This is a genomic window from Streptomyces sp. ISL-99, from assembly GCF_018614005.1.
Taxonomy (GTDB): domain Bacteria; phylum Actinomycetota; class Actinomycetes; order Streptomycetales; family Streptomycetaceae; genus Streptomyces; species Streptomyces flavidovirens.
Map to the genome: position 1 here is coordinate 212668 of NZ_JAGGPC010000029.1, position 14084 is coordinate 226751.

Below are 14084 nucleotides of genomic sequence, written 5' to 3' on the forward strand. Positions count from 1 at the left end.
TTCAGGGCCCCCCACCGGCCCGCGGGGCACCTGCGACCCGAGGAGTGACTCCCTCCAGCAATGGACGGATCGTCCGGCAGTATCTGCGCCGCCCCTTCTGCTGAGGCGGCGGCATGACCATCCCCCTCCTGCTGCTCGCCGCAGCATTCCTCCTGATCCTCGCCAACGGCTTCTTCGTGGCCGCCGAATTCGGCCTGGTCACCGTCGAGAAGCAGGACGCCGAGCGCGCAGCCGCCGAAGGCGACCGGCGCGCCCGCACCGTCGTCGCGGCGTTGCGCGAGCTGTCCTTCCAGCTCTCGGGCACTCAGCTCGGCATCACCATCACCTCGCTCGTGGTCGGCATGCTGGCCCAGCCCGCGCTGGCCCACCTCCTGTCCGGTCCCTTCACCGCGGCGGGCATACCCGAAGGAGCCGTCCCCGGCGTCTCCGTCATGGTCGGCATGCTGCTCGCGTCCGCCGTGCAGATGGTGATCGGTGAGCTCGTTCCGAAGAACTGGGCGGTGTCCAGGCCGTTGCAGGTCGCGCGGTTCGTCGCGGGACCGCAGCACCTCTTCTCGACCGTCTTCCGGCCCGTGATCTCTCTGCTGAACGCGGTCGCCAACCGGCTCGTACGCCTGCTGGGCGTCGAGCCCACCGACGAGCTGGCCTCCGCCCGCACTCCCGGTGAACTCGTCTCGCTCGCCCGCCACTCCGCGCGGGCCGGCGCCCTCGAACAGGACACCGCCGACCTGTTCGTACGCAGCCTCTCGCTCGGCGGGCTCACCGCGCAGCACGTCATGACGCCGCGCGTGAAGGTGAGCGCCCTGCAGTCCACGGCGACCGCGGCCGACGTACTCAACCTCACCCGCGCCACCGGCCTCTCGCGCTTCCCCGTCTACCGGGACCGCATCGACGAGGTCGTGGGCATGGTCCACCTCAAGGACGCGCTCGCCGTTCCGGTGCACGCACGACTGCGGACCCCGGTGGCCAGGGTCGCCGTACCGCCGCTGATGGTCCCGGAGACCCTCCCCGTGCAGCAGCTACTCGAACGGCTGCGCAGCGAGCAGCCGATCGCCGTAGTCGTCGACGAGTACGGCGGCACGGCCGGGGTCGTCACCCTGGAGGACATCGTCGAGGAGCTCGTCGGAGAGGTCAGGGACGAGCACGACGACGAGGGCGCCGAGCGGCCCGAACTGGCCGCCGCGCCCGCCGAGGACGGCAGCCCCGCCTGGGAGGCGGACGGCAGCTGCCGGGTCCTGACCCTGCGCCGCATAGGACTCGAAGTGCCCGAGGGACCGTACGAGACCGTGGCGGGCCTGGTCGCCGACCTGCTGGGGCGCATCCCGGCCCCCGGCGACCGCGCCGAACTGCCCGGCTGGCGGCTCTCCGTGCGGCAGGTGGACCGCTACCGCGCCGAGCGGGTGCGGTTCGTCCGTACCGCGCAGGCCGTCACGGAGGCCGTGCGATGAGCGTTCTCCAACTGCTGTTCGCCCTGCTGCTGGTGCTCGCGAACGGCTTCTTCGTCGGCGCCGAGTTCGCGCTCGTCTCCGTACGCCGCAGCCAGATCGAACCGCTCGCGGCGGCCGGCTCGTCGCGCGCCGGGCAGGTCATGCAAGGCCTGGAGAACCTGCCGCAGATGATGGCGGCGGCGCAGTTCGGGATCACCGTCTGCTCGCTGACACTCGGTGCGGTCGCGGAGCCCACCGTGGCGCACCTCCTTGAGCCGGTCTTCCACGCCGTGCACCTGCCGGAGGGGCTGATCCATCCGCTCGGGTACGTGATCGCGCTCGCCGTGGTCGTCTTCCTGCACCTGGTCATCGGCGAGATGGTGCCGAAGAACCTCGCCATGGCCGCGCCCGAGAGGACGGCGCTGTGGCTGAGCCCGGGGCTCGTCGGATTCGCCCGGCTGTGCCGTCCGGTGACGGCGGGGCTCGGCGCGTGCGCGCGGGCCGTGCTGCGGCTGTTCGGCGTCGAGGCCAGGGACGAGGTGGAGGCGGTGTTCACCAGTGAGCAGCTCAACCGGCTCGTCGAGGACTCGGGCCAGGCCGGGCTGCTCGAGCCGGGGGAGCAGGAGCGGCTGGAGGACGCACTGGAGCTGGGCAGCCTGCCGGTCACCGACGTGCTGCTCGACCGGGCGTCCCTGGTCACCGTGGAGCCGTCGGTCACGCCGCGCGAGATCGAGGAGCTGACGGTACGGACCGGCTACTCCCGCTTCCCGGTGTGCGTCGGCGGCGGCGCCTTCATGGGGTACGTGCACGTCAAGGACGTACTCGACCTGGAGGAACGGGAGCGGGCCGTTCCGCAGCAGGTCTGGCGGCCGATGGCGACGCTGAGCGCCGAACTGCCCCTGGACGACGCCCTGTCCGTGATGCGCCGTGCCGCGACACATCTGGCGCAGGTCGCGGACGGCGCGGGGCGGGTGCTCGGCCTGGTCGCGCTGGAGAACGTACTGGAAATGCTGGTGGGTGAGGTACGCGACCCCGCTCACCGGGTCGTGGTACCCCGGCTGCCGGACGACGCGGCGACGGCGGCGGACGAAACGGCGGCGCTGGTGGGGTGACGGGCGGACCGTCCGCGCTCAGAGCGCGGGCGGTTCCTGCCGCCCGCGACTCGCCGGGCCGCGCCCCGAAAGGACCTCACCGTACGCCTGCATCAGGTCCGGCAGGCGCAGCGTCGCCAGGTCGTCGCGGGTCGGTGTGCCGGCGTAACCGGACAGCCGGAGGTCCCGGTACGCGCAGCTCTTCTCGTACAGCGTGCGCAGGAAGCGGCCGTTGCCCAGCTCGTCGATCCAGCCCTGGTCGACGACGTGCCCGCTGATGCTGCGCAGCTCGTCCAGCGCCTCCTCGTCCCACGCGTCGCCGTTCTCGGCGGCCAGCACCTCGCCGATGGCGGTGAGCTCCAGCGGGCGGTAGCTGGGGAAGTCGACCCTGGTCGTGAAGCGGGAGGAGAGGCCCGGGTTGACGGCGAGCAGCCGGTCCATGCCCTCCGGGTAGCCGGCGAGGATCACGACGAGGTGGTCCCGGTTGTCCTCGGCGCGCTTCAGCAGCACCTGGAGGGCCTCGTCGCCGTACGCGTCGCCCTTGCTGTAACCGGAGTTGGAGAGGGAGTACGCCTCGTCGACGAAGAGAACCCCGCCGATCGCCGAGTCGATCAGCTCATTGGCCTTGACAGCGGTCTGGCCGAGGAACTCACCCACCAGGTCGGCCCGCTGAGCCTCCACCAGGTGGTCGCCGCCGAGCAGCCCGAGCGCGTAGAACACCCGGCCGAGGATTCGCGCGACCGTGGTCTTGCCGGTGCCGGAGGGGCCGGAGAAGACGAAGTGGCGTTTCGGCGGCTGCACGGGAAGGCCCTGCCCGGCCCGCAGCCTGGCCATGTTCAGTTGCGCCGACAGCGCCTTGACTTGCCGCTTCACCGGTTCGAGACCGACCATGCGCTCCAGCTCCGCCAGCGCCTCGGCCAGCAGCTCGGGATCGGAGGGGCCGGCCGGAAAGGCCTGCCCCGCCTTCGGCCTGGGCGGAACGGAAGCCTTCTCCCGTACGCCGCTGTCCCCGGCCACCGCCGCCGGACCGCCGCCGAGCGGCGGCTGGCCCCCGTCGCCGAACAGCAGGTCCCGGCCCCCCTCCGGAACCTCCGGTCCGGCCAGGCTCTCCGTATCGCCCGCCGCGTCCGCCGCGTCCTGACCGATCCCGGCCAGCGACACGGCGGCGAAGCCGGCGGAGTCCTCGTACCCGTCCCCCTCGGCGATCGCCGCGAGCCGCGCCGAGGTGTCCATGAAGGCCGGATCCACCCGGTGCACGGCCCGGTAGAGCGGCAGCGCGGCCGCGCTGCGCCCGGTGCCCTCGTGCGCCCTGGCCAGCCAGTAGCGCAGCTCCTTGCGCTGCGGCTGCTCGCTGCGGCAGCGCATCAGGGCGGCCGACAGCATCGGCTCGGCCTGCCCGTACATCTCCAGGCGCACCCGCGCCATGCCGCCGAAGAGCCCGGTCTCGATGCCGAGCAGCGGGTCGTCGACGAGCGGATCGGTGTGGCGTACGAGCTGCTCCCAGTCCTTGACCAGGTACGCCCGGCAGGCGTGCAGGAACCGCACCTGCGGGTCGGCGTCCACCGGCGGCAGCCCGGCCAGCGCCCGGTCCAGCTCGGGCACATGGCGGCCGTCGAGCCAGTGGGAGGCGTGCGCGAGGAGCAGGTCGCGCGGTTTCTCCAGGACGGGCTGCACCCACCAGCCCAGCCAGTACCAGGAGTTGAGGGTCCGCCGGTGCCGGGCGCGCTGCTCGCCGAAGCGCTCGCGGTGGCGGTACATGCGCAGCAGCGCGGTGGTGGTGTCGACGCGCAGCGCGTGGAGGCCGAGCCAGCCGTCGGCCATGCCGGGATCCATCCGTACGGCAGCCCTGAATTCCTCTTCGGCCTGCGGATACGCGCCCATCGTGTACGCGTCGACACCACGCAGCCAGGCTAGGTCGGCCGGGGCGTTGACGCCCTGCGTGCCGCATTCCGTCACGTCCCCCACGAAACCGTGCCCCCTGTGATGTGCCACCGGGCATGCGCCCGTCAGCAGGCCTCAGAACCGCCGTGTCGCGGACGGGAATTGACCGCACCGAAGGGCATCGTACCTGGGAGGGCGGCCCGGGCTTAAGGGCGCCGCAGGCGCGGGAATGACGGTGACCGAGGGTGAGCGAATGGCGTCACCGGCACACGAAGAGGGGCGCTGTGGGCAGAACGAAGCCCCCGATCACGGGGGAACAACCGGGGGCTTCGCGCCTGCGGCGGCTTCGGAAAGCCGCACATTGAGAACGTAAGACCTGTACGGCCCCCGGGTCAAGCGGAGTTGAGGCACTCAGCGGGGAGGTTTTCCGGCCGTTCAGGAGGGCGGGGGGAGGTAGTCACCTACCGTGACAGAGTGGTTCGGCAACGCTGTCGCGAAAGGTCCCGGACGCCACTCGTACCCCTCCTGACACTGCCGTACCAGCAGATCGGCGTACGGCCGCGAGGGATCCGTGGCGAAATGGCGCATCTCCGCCGCTGTCCATCCGTCCCAGAACTCCGCCTGCGCCGGCCCGTCCCTGTGCCGCCCGCGCGCCCACGACTCCCGGGCGCCGAGATCCATCCACAGCAGCCGCGCGAGATCCGGCCGTACGGCGGCCCGCCCGGCTCCGACTCCCTCGATCAGCACCACGGGCGCGGGGGCCAGCGGGCACGCGGGCCCGAAGCGGCGCAGCCTCCAGTCGTACGTCGCGTACCGCGCGCTCTCCCCGCGCGAGAAGGGACCCGTCACCTGCTCGCGCAGCCGTCCGGTCCACTCGAAGAGCTCCTCGTGAGTGGCCAGATCGTCGAGGTGTAGTACGGGCGCTCCGCCGAGCGCCGCCGCGAGCCGGGCGGCGAAGGTGCTCTTGCCCGAACCGGCGTGCCCGTCGACGGCGACCAGCCGCACGGGGCCGCAGGAGGGCGGCAGCGCGCGCAGGCCGCGGGCAAGCTGATCGAGACGTTCCACGCCTCCACCCTAGGCGGCGCAGCGGGCCTTTTCTTTCCCCACCCCGCCCCTTCCCGAAGGCCTCAAACGCCGGCCGGGCCGGCAGGCCAAGCCCTGCACCTTCCAGCCCCTCCGGCGTTTGAGGAGCGGGGTCTGGGGCGGAGCCCCGGTTCGGGAAGGGGCGGGGTGGGGAAAGGCCCCGCGCAGCGGCCCCGGCCTACGCCACCGGTCCAACCAATATTGGTGCGGCGACGCGGTCCCAAGTGCTGGCAGAAGCCCGCCCCCACCGGCCATAGTTGGCGCACTGTCGTGCACCTGCCCGCGCATCCACATCCGACTCGGGGGCCATGACCATGACCAGACCCACCTCCCGCCGCACCGTCCTGACCGCCGCGATCGCCGCGGCGGTAGGCGCCACCGCAGCATCCACGTCCCCCGCCGCCGCTGTCACCACCGGCGTCGCCGCCCCGCCCCGCCTCGTAGACAACCGTTTCTGGTCCTCCGCCAAGGACTGGCGCTCCGGCACCGCCGCCGGCACCACAACCGTGGCGGGCCGCAGGCCAGGACTGGTCATCGGTACGCCGTCGGGCCGCACGGACTACACCGACCCGCACACCGGCACCACCTCCACCTGGGAGAGCGCGACCTGGACCTCACCGGTCCACCGCTCCACCGTCCCGGCGACCGAGGTCATCGCCTCCTGGAACGCCCACACCCCGCCCGGCACCTGGCTCGCGGTCGAGCTGCACGGCACCTACTCGGACGGCACCACGACGCCCTGGTACGTGATGGGCCGCTGGGCGGCGGGCGACGCCGACATCAAGCGCACCTCCGTCGACGACCAGAGCGACGGCCGCAGCAGCATCTGGACCGACACGTTCTCCATGAACAGCTCAGCCGGGGCCCTGCGCCTGGCCTCGTACCGCCTGCGTCTGACGCTCCACCGCAAGCCCGGCACCGACCTGACCCCCACGGTCTGGCGCCTCGGCGCGATGGCGTCCGACATCCCCGACCGCTTCACCGTGCCCGCCTCGCAGCCCCGCGTCGCCCGGGAGCTCGCCGTACCGCGCTACTCGCAGAACACCCACATCGGCCAGTACCCCGAGTACGACAACGGCGGCGAGGCCTGGTGCAGCCCCACCTCCTCGCAGATGATCATCGAGTACTGGGGCCGCAGGCCCACCGCCGAAGACCTGGCGTGGGTCGATCCGGCCTTCGAGGACCCGCAGGTCTGCCACGCGGCGCGGTTCACGTTCGACTACCAGTACAGCGGGTGCGGCAACTGGCCCTTCAACGCCGCGTACGCCGCGACGTACGAGGACATGAGCGCCGTCGTCACCCGCCTCCACTCGCTCACCGATCTGGAGACCCTGATCCGCGCGGGTATCCCCGCCATAACGTCGCAGTCCTTCCTCAAGGAGGAGCTGACCGGTGCGGGCTACGGCACGGCAGGGCACCTCATGACCGTCATCGGCTTCACGACCGACGGCGACGTGATCGCGAACGACCCCGCCTCGCCGGACAACGAGGCCGTACGCCGTGTGTACAAGCGCCGCGAATGGGAAAATATCTGGCTTCGTACGAAGCGCTACAACGCGAGCGGGAAAGTGGTGTCCGGCACCGGCGGCGTCTGTTACCTCTACTGGCCCGCCCATCCCACACTTGCCCAGCGGCGTGCCCTCGCCGCCGTCGGCATCCACTGATCCCACCGGACGGCCGCGGGGGCCCTGGATCACGACGCCTCCAGGGTCAGCCCGTCCGTGACGATCAGGTCCGAGGTGACCAGGGCCTGTTCGGCGCTGACATCGGTCATGAAGACGAACGGCGGCACCACGGGCGGCACGGGCAGGCCGTCCGGGGTGAAAGTGAGGCAGACAAGGCCCTCCAGGCAGCCGCTGAACTTGGTGAGGTAGAGCGTCACATCGCCGCTCAGGTCCAGGGTGTCCGCTCCCAGGGCGAGTTCGTCGCCGCCGTCGCGGGTCGTGAGGCGGTAGTCGGTGAGGGAGGCGGACCGCATCTTCAGCACCATCGCCTTCACCGGACCGCCGGCGGTCGGCACCTCCCGCACCCCCGCGACCAGGAAACCGTGCGGCGCGAAGAGGGTGGTGGTCACGGTCGGCGGCGTACGGGCCGCGACGACCGGGCCGGGATCCGGCGCCTTCAGGGGGGCCGGGCCCTGCCCGAGCGCGGCGAGCAGCACGACCGGCAGCGCGGCCGCGAGCGTCCGCGGCCCCTGCCCGTCCCGCAGCGGCGAGACCTCGGCCTCCCTCTGCTCCTCCCGTACGGGCGTCCAGCCGAACCCCATCGCGCTGCCCGCGATCCCCAGCCCCATCCCGACCACGAAGCCGCCGAGATTGGTCGCGGCGAAGGACAGGACGGACAGCAGCAGCGCGTTGACGCTCACGTAGTGGCGGGTGTGCGGCAGGAACCACAGGAACAGGCCCGCCGCGATCAGCGCGAGCCCGATCCCGATCGCCGCCAGACCGCCGAGCCCGAGGCTCACCAGCACCGTCAGCGGCGACAGCGGCACCAGCAGCAGCTCGGTCCCGCCGAGTATCAGCAGCAGCCCGCCCCAGAACGGGCGGGTCCGCCGCCAGGCCCGCAGCCTGCGCCGCGCGTCCGGGTACGGCAGCCGCTCCGCCGGCCATCCCTTCGCCGGACGGCCGCGGATCAGAAGCACTTCTTGCCGTCCAGGCTCACGTCGATGCTGAGCCCCTTCAGCCGGAAGTTGCCGCCGGTCGCGGACCAGGCGTGCGACTTCACGCCCGCGACCTCGATGTCCCCGGCCTGGAGGCCGAACTTCCCGGCCTCGCCCTTGATCCCGGGCACCTGGTCCAGCGTCGACGCGTCCCGGCCGATCTGCGCCGTGCCGAAGCGGGCGTCACCGACTAGATCCTCGGCGTCGATGACCAGGCTGCTGGCCGTCACCTCACCGGCCTTGCCGCCGGCCGTCAGTCTGAAGACGACCTTGCCGACCGGGGTGGCGACCTCGGCGGCCTGGCAGATGTCACTGAGCCTGGCGTCGCCGATGCCGAGCAGCGCGACGGGATGCCCCTTGCCGTCCACCGACCGGTCCGTCTGCACGTAGCTGGACAGGCCCTGGCTCGTCAGCTTCCCCGACGCCACCTGGAAGCTCGTACCCGATACGGCGAACGACGCGGCCAGCGCTCCCTGGCCCATCATCGACGCCATCACCCCGACCGCGAGGACCGCCGGCGTCGCGACGACCGCTGTCTTCTTCCATGCCGTTCTGCCCTCGGCAGGCGGCTGCTTGGCTGCGTTCACTTGTTCCTCCCGTACGTCGTTCCAGTGCGCAGGGGAAGTGCGTGGAGGTGCATGTGCCGTACATGGAGTGCGTGGAAGTCCGCCGACAGGCTGACGCGGAAAGGGAGTTCGCGCAGGTCTGCCATACTGCGGACATCCTGTGGCAGTTGGAGACTAGGGCGGGTATTGAATATTAGTCAACAGCGCGGTTCCAGCGAGCGATCGCAGGTGCGCCGCGCCGAACTCATCGCGACCGGACGCAAGTTGTTCGCCGACACGTCGTACGACGCCCTGTCGATGGACGACATCGCCCGGCACGCGGGCGTCGCCAAGGGCTTGATCTACTACTACTTCAAGAGCAAACGCGGCTACTACCTCGCCATCGTCGAGGAATCGGTCGCCGAACTGGTCGCACGGGCAGGCAGCGACCGGGACCTTCCCACCGCCGAGCGCGTCCGGCGCACCATCGACGGCTATCTGCGCTACGCCCAGCACCACCAGGCGGCGTACCGCACGATCGTCACCGGCGGCGTCGGCTTCGACGCCGAGGTGCAGGCCATCCGCGACGCGGTGCGCGAGGAGCTGATCGCCACCATCGCGGAGGGCGCGTACGGGCGCCGTGACATCCCGCTGACCGCCCGATTGGCCCTGATCGGCTGGATGACGGGCGTCGAAGGGATCACGCTGGACTGGCTGGGACATCAGGAACTCGACCGCGCCACCGTCCGCGCCCTGCTCACCAGGCTGCTGCGCGCCACGCTCCGTACGATCGAGGAACTGGAACCGAGCTGCCCCGCGCCGTCCGCCACCCCGTGACGGAAGACATTCCATCGGGCATACTCAACGCGCCACAGCCGCTGGCCAGCGACTTCCGTGACCCGGAGGAGTGCCGGCGGCCAGGCGGCAAGACCCGGCGGCGCCGCCACACCCTGCGCGCGCGACCGCCGCAGCGCCCGACAGGGAGGAGAGCGCCGCAATGTCCGACCGCGCCCCGCAGCCGGTGGAACGTCAGCTGCCCACCGAGGAGTCCCGGGATCTGCTCGCGCTCGTGCGCGACATGATCCAGCGCGAGATCGCGCCCCGGGCCGCAGCCGAGGAGGACGCCGGGCACTTCCCGCGCGAGATCTTCGCGCTGCTCTCGGAATCCGGTCTGCTCGGTCTGCCGTACGACGCCGAGTACGGCGGCGGAGACCAGCCGTACGAGGTCTACCTCCAGGTACTCGAAGAGCTCGCCGCCGCCCGCCTCACGGTCGGCCTCGGCGTCAGCGTCCACAGCCTCGCCTGCCACGCCCTCGCCGGCTACGGCACCAAGGAACAGCAGGCCACGCACCTGCCCGCCATGCTCGGCGGCGGCCTGCTCGGCGCCTACTGTCTCTCGGAGCCCTCCTCCGGATCCGACGCCGCCTCGCTGCGCACCAAGGCCGTGCGCGACGGCGACGACTGGGTCATCACCGGTACGAAGGCATGGATCACGCACGGCGGGGTCGCCGACTTCTACACCGTCCTGGCCCGTACGGGCGGCGAGGGCGCACGGGGCATCACGGCCTTCCTGGTGCCCGGCGACGCCGAGGGGCTGAACGCCGCGGCGCCCGAGAAGAAGATGGGCATGAAGGGCTCGCCCACGGCTCAGCTCCACTTCGACGGCGTACGGGTCCCCGACTCCCGCCGCATCGGCGAGGAGGGGCAGGGCTTCGCCATAGCGCTGTCCGCGCTCGACTCGGGGCGGCTCGGGATCGCCGCCTGCGCGATCGGGGTCGCCCAGGCGGCCCTGGACGAGGCTGTCTCGTACGCCACCGGACGGCAGCAGTTCGGCCGGCCGATCGCCGACTTCCAGGGGCTGCGCTTCATGCTCGCCGACATGGCCACCCAGATCGAGGCCGGCCGGTCGCTGTACCTCGCGGCGGCGCGCCTGCGGGACGCCGGGCGGCCGTTCTCGCGGGAGGCCGCGATGGCGAAACTGTTCTGCACGGACGCGGCGATGCGCGTGACGACCGACGCCGTCCAGGTGCTCGGCGGCTACGGCTACACGCTGGACTTCCCCGTCGAGCGCTTCATGCGCGAGGCGAAGGTGCTCCAGATCGTCGAGGGTACGAACCAGATTCAGCGCATGGTCATCGCCCGCCGTCTCGTGGGTCCCGAGACGCGCTGAGCCGCCCCGCCTCCGGCCACGCGGGGGACGCCACGAGCCGGGACCACTCCGGGTCGCGGCGTCCCGGCAGGGTGCGGCCGCGGCTGTGCCACTGGTGCATGAGCGCCCGGTAGAGGGGCGGATCCGCAGGATGCGGAACCGATTCTCCGGTAGCTGAGGACGAAGAAGCGAGACGTCGGCGTCCGTCGCCGAGCTGTGTGTACTGCAGGGTCATATCGGGCCAACAGCCGCAAGGCCGCCCGGGTTATCGCCGACCCCATTCGGGCGTCCGTTCGCGCGGTGAACCGCGGCGCCCCGGCCGGTGACGCGCGTACGGCCCTGGGTCCGGGTCCCTGAGGACCCGGACGCGATGATCCCGCACTGTGGGCGTCGCGGCCCCGGCCCTGATTCGCCGGACAGGCCCTAGGCGGCGCGCCGCAGCTGCGACACCTTGAGGGGACGCGAGCCCGGGCCGCCGACGTGCGAGAACGGCTGCGTCCGCCAGTCGAGTCCCTGAGGGAGCGTCAACAGCAGGGCTGTTTCCTGCTCCTGGACCTCCAGCGTCTCGTCGGCGGGCCTGGCGTCCGCCGCCGGGCGGCCGGTGCCCTCGCACGCCGTCAGCCCGAACGGGTTCCACGGAGTAGGGCACTTGGCGTGCTCGGGCAGGACGTTCTCGTCCGCCAGCAGCGCGATCGGCTGGGCGCAGTCCGGGCAGATCACCCGGAACATCTCAAAGGTGTCGTACGCGTCGAAATCTTCGAGATCGTCGTCGTCGACGGATTCAACAGGCTCCGGTTCAGTACGTCCGGTGCGCTTCAGGCTCTGCATGGAGACACTCCCCCTCGGGTGGGCCGACAAGGCGCTGCGACCTCGACCACAGCAAGCACTTCCCGTCGCGCACGCGCGGTAATCGCGCATGCCCGACGGACACGGCCACGAGCCTGTGGTGTTCGTCACATGCCCCCCGCAGGTGCCCTTCCGGAGGGTTCCCGGCTGTGCCTGAGCCCCTCCGGGGCATAGGTTGATCCGCTATGGAGGAGCTGGATCGTCAGATCGTGGATTTGCTCGTCAAGGACGGGCGGATGAGCTACACCGACCTGGGCAAGGCCACGGGCCTGTCCACCTCGGCCGTGCACCAGCGCGTGCGCAGGCTGGAGCAGCGGGGTGTCATCCGGGGCTATGCCGCGGTGGTCGACCCCGAGGCCGTCGGGCTGCCGCTCACCGCTTTCATCTCGGTGAAACCGTTCGACCCCAGCGCCCCCGACGACATCTCGGAACGGCTCGCGGGCGTTCCCGAGATCGAGGCGTGCCACAGCGTGGCGGGCGAAGAGAACTACATCCTCAAGGTGCGCGTCGCGACCCCGCTCGAACTGGAGCACCTGCTGACCCGGATCCGTTCCCTGGCCGGTGTGTCGACGCGTACGACGGTGGTTCTTTCGACGCCGTACGAAGCCCGCCCGCCGCAGGTCTGACGTCCCGGCTCCGCCCCCGCGCACGGCACGTCCCGCGCGAGGGGCGAGACTGTTCACCATGACCGAGCACAACGCCCCCGCCCCCCAGGCCGAACACCGCACCGTGCTGCTGCGTGGCGGAGAGGTCCACAGCCCCGCCGACCCCTTCGCCACCGCGATGGTCGTCGAGCGCGGACATGTCGCCTGGGTGGGCTCAGAAGGGGCGGCCGACGCCTTCGCCACCGGCGTCGACGAGGTGATCGACCTCGAAGGGGCTCTGGTCACACCCGCGTTCACGGACGCACACGTGCACACCACGTCCACGGGCCTCGCGCTCACCGGCCTCGACCTCTGCGGCGCGCGGAGTCTCGCCGGCGCGCTGGAGCTCGTACGGGCGCACGCCGCCGCGGCACCGGCGGGCCGGATGCTCCTCGGGCACGGCTGGGACGCCACGCGCTGGCCCGAACAGCGGCCCCCGTCCCGCGCCGAACTCGACGAGGCGGCCGGCGGCCGACCGCTGTACCTGCCCCGGATCGACGTCCACTCGGCCGTCGTCACCACGGCCCTCCTGGACCTGGTTCCCGGCGTCACCGGCCTGGCCGGCTACCACCCGGACGCCCCGCTCACCGCCGCCGCCCACCACGCCGTACGCGCCGCGGCGCACAGCGCCGTCACTCCTCAGCAGCGCGCCGAGGCGCAGCGCGCGGCCCTCGCGCACGCCGCCTCGCTCGGCATCGGTACGGTCCACGAGTGCGCGGGGCCCGACATCTCCTCCGAGGAGGACTTCACCGGGCTGCTGAAGCTGGCGGCGGAGCGGCCCGGCCCCCGCGTCTTCGGTTACTGGGCCGAGCAGGTCGCGAGTGCGAAGGACGCCGAACGTATTCGCGAACTGGGCGCGGCCGGCGCGGCGGGCGACCTCTTCGTCGACGGATCGCTCGGCTCGCACACCGCCTGCCTGCACGACCCGTACGCCGACGCCTCCCACACCGGCACGGCCCACCTCGACACCGCGGCCGTCGCCGCCCATGTCACCGCCTGCACCGAGGCCGGGCTCCAGGCCGGCTTCCACGCCATCGGCGACGCCGCGCTCAGCTCGGTCGTCGACGGGGTGCGCGCCGCCGCCGAGAAGCTCGGCCTCGCCCGGATCCGCGCCGCCCGCCACCGCGTCGAGCACGCCGAGATGCTCACGCCCGCCACCATCGCCGCATTCGCCGAGTTCGGCCTGACCGCCTCGGTGCAGCCCGCCTTCGACGCCGCCTGGGGCGGCGAGGACGGGATGTACGCGCAGCGCCTGGGCGCCGAACGGGCCCGTACGCTCAACCCGTACGCCGCCCTGCTGCGCGCCGGTGTGCCGCTGGCCTTCGGCTCCGACAGCCCGGTCACCCCGCTCGACCCGTGGGGCACGGTCCGCGCCGCCGCCTTCCACCGCACCCCCGAGCACCGCGTCTCCGTACGCGCCGCCTTCACCGCCCACACGCGCGGCGGCTGGCGGGCGGTGGGCCGTGACGACGCGGGCACCCTGGTCCCCGGCGCACTCGCCGACTACGCGGTCTGGCGCACCGGCGAGCTGGTGGTGCAGGCGCCCGACGACCGGGTCGCCCGCTGGTCGACCGACCCGCGCTCGGGCACGCCCGGCCTGCCGGACCTCACGCCCGGCGCCGAACTCCCCGTCTGCCTGCGGACCGTGGTCTTCGGACAAACTGTTTACGAGCGGCCGAACGGGTGATGTGCGCGGGCCGCGTACCGCCGATCGGTGTTCGCGCGCAGCCTCGTGCCGGCGGCGTGTCTTCCGCACTGA

At 72.0% G+C, this 14084-nt stretch carries 13 protein-coding genes; 7 read left to right on the forward strand and 6 right to left on the reverse strand.

Annotated elements, in window-relative coordinates:
* Window positions 1-113: 113 nt before the first annotated feature.
* Window positions 114-1448: a hemolysin family protein gene (locus J7E91_RS18620; RefSeq protein WP_214905890.1), complete on the forward strand. Its 1335-nt coding sequence runs from the start codon at window positions 114-116 to the stop codon at window positions 1446-1448.
* Window positions 1445-2539 carry a hemolysin family protein gene (locus J7E91_RS18625; protein WP_214905895.1) on the forward strand — a complete coding sequence of 365 codons (1095 nt, stop codon included), beginning with the start codon at window positions 1445-1447 and terminating at the stop codon, window positions 2537-2539. The genes J7E91_RS18620 and J7E91_RS18625 overlap by 4 nt, the downstream gene beginning before the upstream one ends.
* 18 nt (window positions 2540-2557) lie before the next feature.
* On the opposite strand, the gene J7E91_RS18630 is transcribed toward J7E91_RS18625, so the two are convergent.
* A complete protein-coding gene (locus J7E91_RS18630) occupies window positions 2558-4483 on the reverse strand; it encodes an AAA family ATPase (RefSeq protein ID WP_214905896.1) in 1926 nt (641 codons plus the stop codon).
* A gap of 351 nt (window positions 4484-4834) precedes the next feature.
* Window positions 4835-5464: a uridine kinase gene (locus tag J7E91_RS18635; RefSeq protein WP_214905899.1), complete on the reverse strand. Its 630-nt coding sequence runs from the start codon at window positions 5462-5464 to the stop codon at window positions 4835-4837.
* A 332-nt stretch (window positions 5465-5796) separates the two neighbouring features.
* On the opposite strand from J7E91_RS18635, the gene J7E91_RS18640 reads away from it, so the two are divergent.
* Complete coding sequence (locus J7E91_RS18640) at window positions 5797-7146, forward strand: peptidase C39 family protein (protein WP_214905902.1); 1350 nt, start codon at window positions 5797-5799, stop codon at window positions 7144-7146.
* A 29-nt stretch (window positions 7147-7175) separates the two neighbouring features.
* Here J7E91_RS18640 and J7E91_RS18645 read toward each other — a convergent pair whose 3' ends face one another.
* The 3 genes from J7E91_RS18645 to J7E91_RS36785 all read right to left on the reverse strand — a co-directional run bounded on the left by J7E91_RS18645 (window position 7176) and on the right by J7E91_RS36785 (window position 8853).
* The gene (locus J7E91_RS18645) at window positions 7176-8117 is read right to left on the reverse strand and encodes a DUF6114 domain-containing protein (RefSeq protein ID WP_251015899.1); all 942 of its coding nucleotides are present in this window, start codon (window positions 8115-8117) and stop codon (window positions 7176-7178) included.
* A complete protein-coding gene (locus tag J7E91_RS18650; RefSeq protein ID WP_251015900.1) occupies window positions 8114-8635 on the reverse strand; it encodes a DUF6230 family protein in 522 nt (173 codons plus the stop codon). The genes J7E91_RS18645 and J7E91_RS18650 overlap by 4 nt, the downstream gene beginning before the upstream one ends.
* An 89-nt stretch (window positions 8636-8724) precedes the next feature.
* Entirely contained in the window at window positions 8725-8853 is a 129-nt protein-coding gene (locus tag J7E91_RS36785) for a hypothetical protein (RefSeq protein WP_285439098.1), read from the reverse strand.
* A gap of 40 nt (window positions 8854-8893) precedes the next feature.
* Between J7E91_RS36785 and J7E91_RS18655 the strand changes: the two genes are divergently transcribed.
* Window positions 8894-9523 carry a TetR/AcrR family transcriptional regulator gene (locus tag J7E91_RS18655; protein WP_251015851.1) on the forward strand — a complete coding sequence of 210 codons (630 nt, stop codon included), beginning with the start codon at window positions 8894-8896 and terminating at the stop codon, window positions 9521-9523.
* A 160-nt stretch (window positions 9524-9683) separates the two neighbouring features.
* Window positions 9684-10856 carry an acyl-CoA dehydrogenase family protein gene (locus J7E91_RS18660; protein WP_214905912.1) on the forward strand — a complete coding sequence of 391 codons (1173 nt, stop codon included), beginning with the start codon at window positions 9684-9686 and terminating at the stop codon, window positions 10854-10856.
* 402 nt (window positions 10857-11258) lie between these two features.
* On the opposite strand, the gene J7E91_RS18665 is transcribed toward J7E91_RS18660, so the two are convergent.
* Window positions 11259-11663 carry a hypothetical protein gene (locus tag J7E91_RS18665; RefSeq protein ID WP_214905915.1) on the reverse strand — a complete coding sequence of 135 codons (405 nt, stop codon included), beginning with the start codon at window positions 11661-11663 and terminating at the stop codon, window positions 11259-11261.
* A gap of 203 nt (window positions 11664-11866) precedes the next feature.
* Between J7E91_RS18665 and J7E91_RS18670 the strand changes: the two genes are divergently transcribed.
* Both J7E91_RS18670 and J7E91_RS18675 read left to right on the forward strand, forming a co-directional pair.
* Window positions 11867-12307, forward strand: a complete 441-nt coding sequence (locus J7E91_RS18670; RefSeq protein ID WP_028814025.1) for an Lrp/AsnC family transcriptional regulator — start codon at window positions 11867-11869, stop codon at window positions 12305-12307.
* 58 nt (window positions 12308-12365) lie between these two features.
* The gene (locus tag J7E91_RS18675; protein ID WP_214905918.1) at window positions 12366-14012 is read left to right on the forward strand and encodes an amidohydrolase; all 1647 of its coding nucleotides are present in this window, start codon (window positions 12366-12368) and stop codon (window positions 14010-14012) included.
* Window positions 14013-14084 lie beyond the last annotated feature (72 nt).

Coding starts and splice junctions, on each gene's coding strand:
- J7E91_RS18675 (WP_214905918.1), top strand. CDS start 12,366: ATGACCGAGCACAACGCCCCCGCCCCCCAGGCCGAACACCGCACCGTG.
- J7E91_RS18650 (WP_251015900.1), bottom strand. CDS start 8,635: ATGGCGTCGATGATGGGCCAGGGAGCGCTGGCCGCGTCGTTCGCCGTA.
- J7E91_RS18660 (WP_214905912.1), top strand. CDS start 9,684: ATGTCCGACCGCGCCCCGCAGCCGGTGGAACGTCAGCTGCCCACCGAG.
- J7E91_RS18625 (WP_214905895.1), top strand. CDS start 1,445: ATGAGCGTTCTCCAACTGCTGTTCGCCCTGCTGCTGGTGCTCGCGAAC.
- J7E91_RS18620 (WP_214905890.1), top strand. CDS start 114: ATGACCATCCCCCTCCTGCTGCTCGCCGCAGCATTCCTCCTGATCCTC.
- J7E91_RS18640 (WP_214905902.1), top strand. CDS start 5,797: ATGACCAGACCCACCTCCCGCCGCACCGTCCTGACCGCCGCGATCGCC.
- J7E91_RS18665 (WP_214905915.1), bottom strand. CDS start 11,663: ATGCAGAGCCTGAAGCGCACCGGACGTACTGAACCGGAGCCTGTTGAA.
- J7E91_RS36785 (WP_285439098.1), bottom strand. CDS start 8,853: ATGGCAGACCTGCGCGAACTCCCTTTCCGCGTCAGCCTGTCGGCGGAC.
- J7E91_RS18670 (WP_028814025.1), top strand. CDS start 11,867: ATGGAGGAGCTGGATCGTCAGATCGTGGATTTGCTCGTCAAGGACGGG.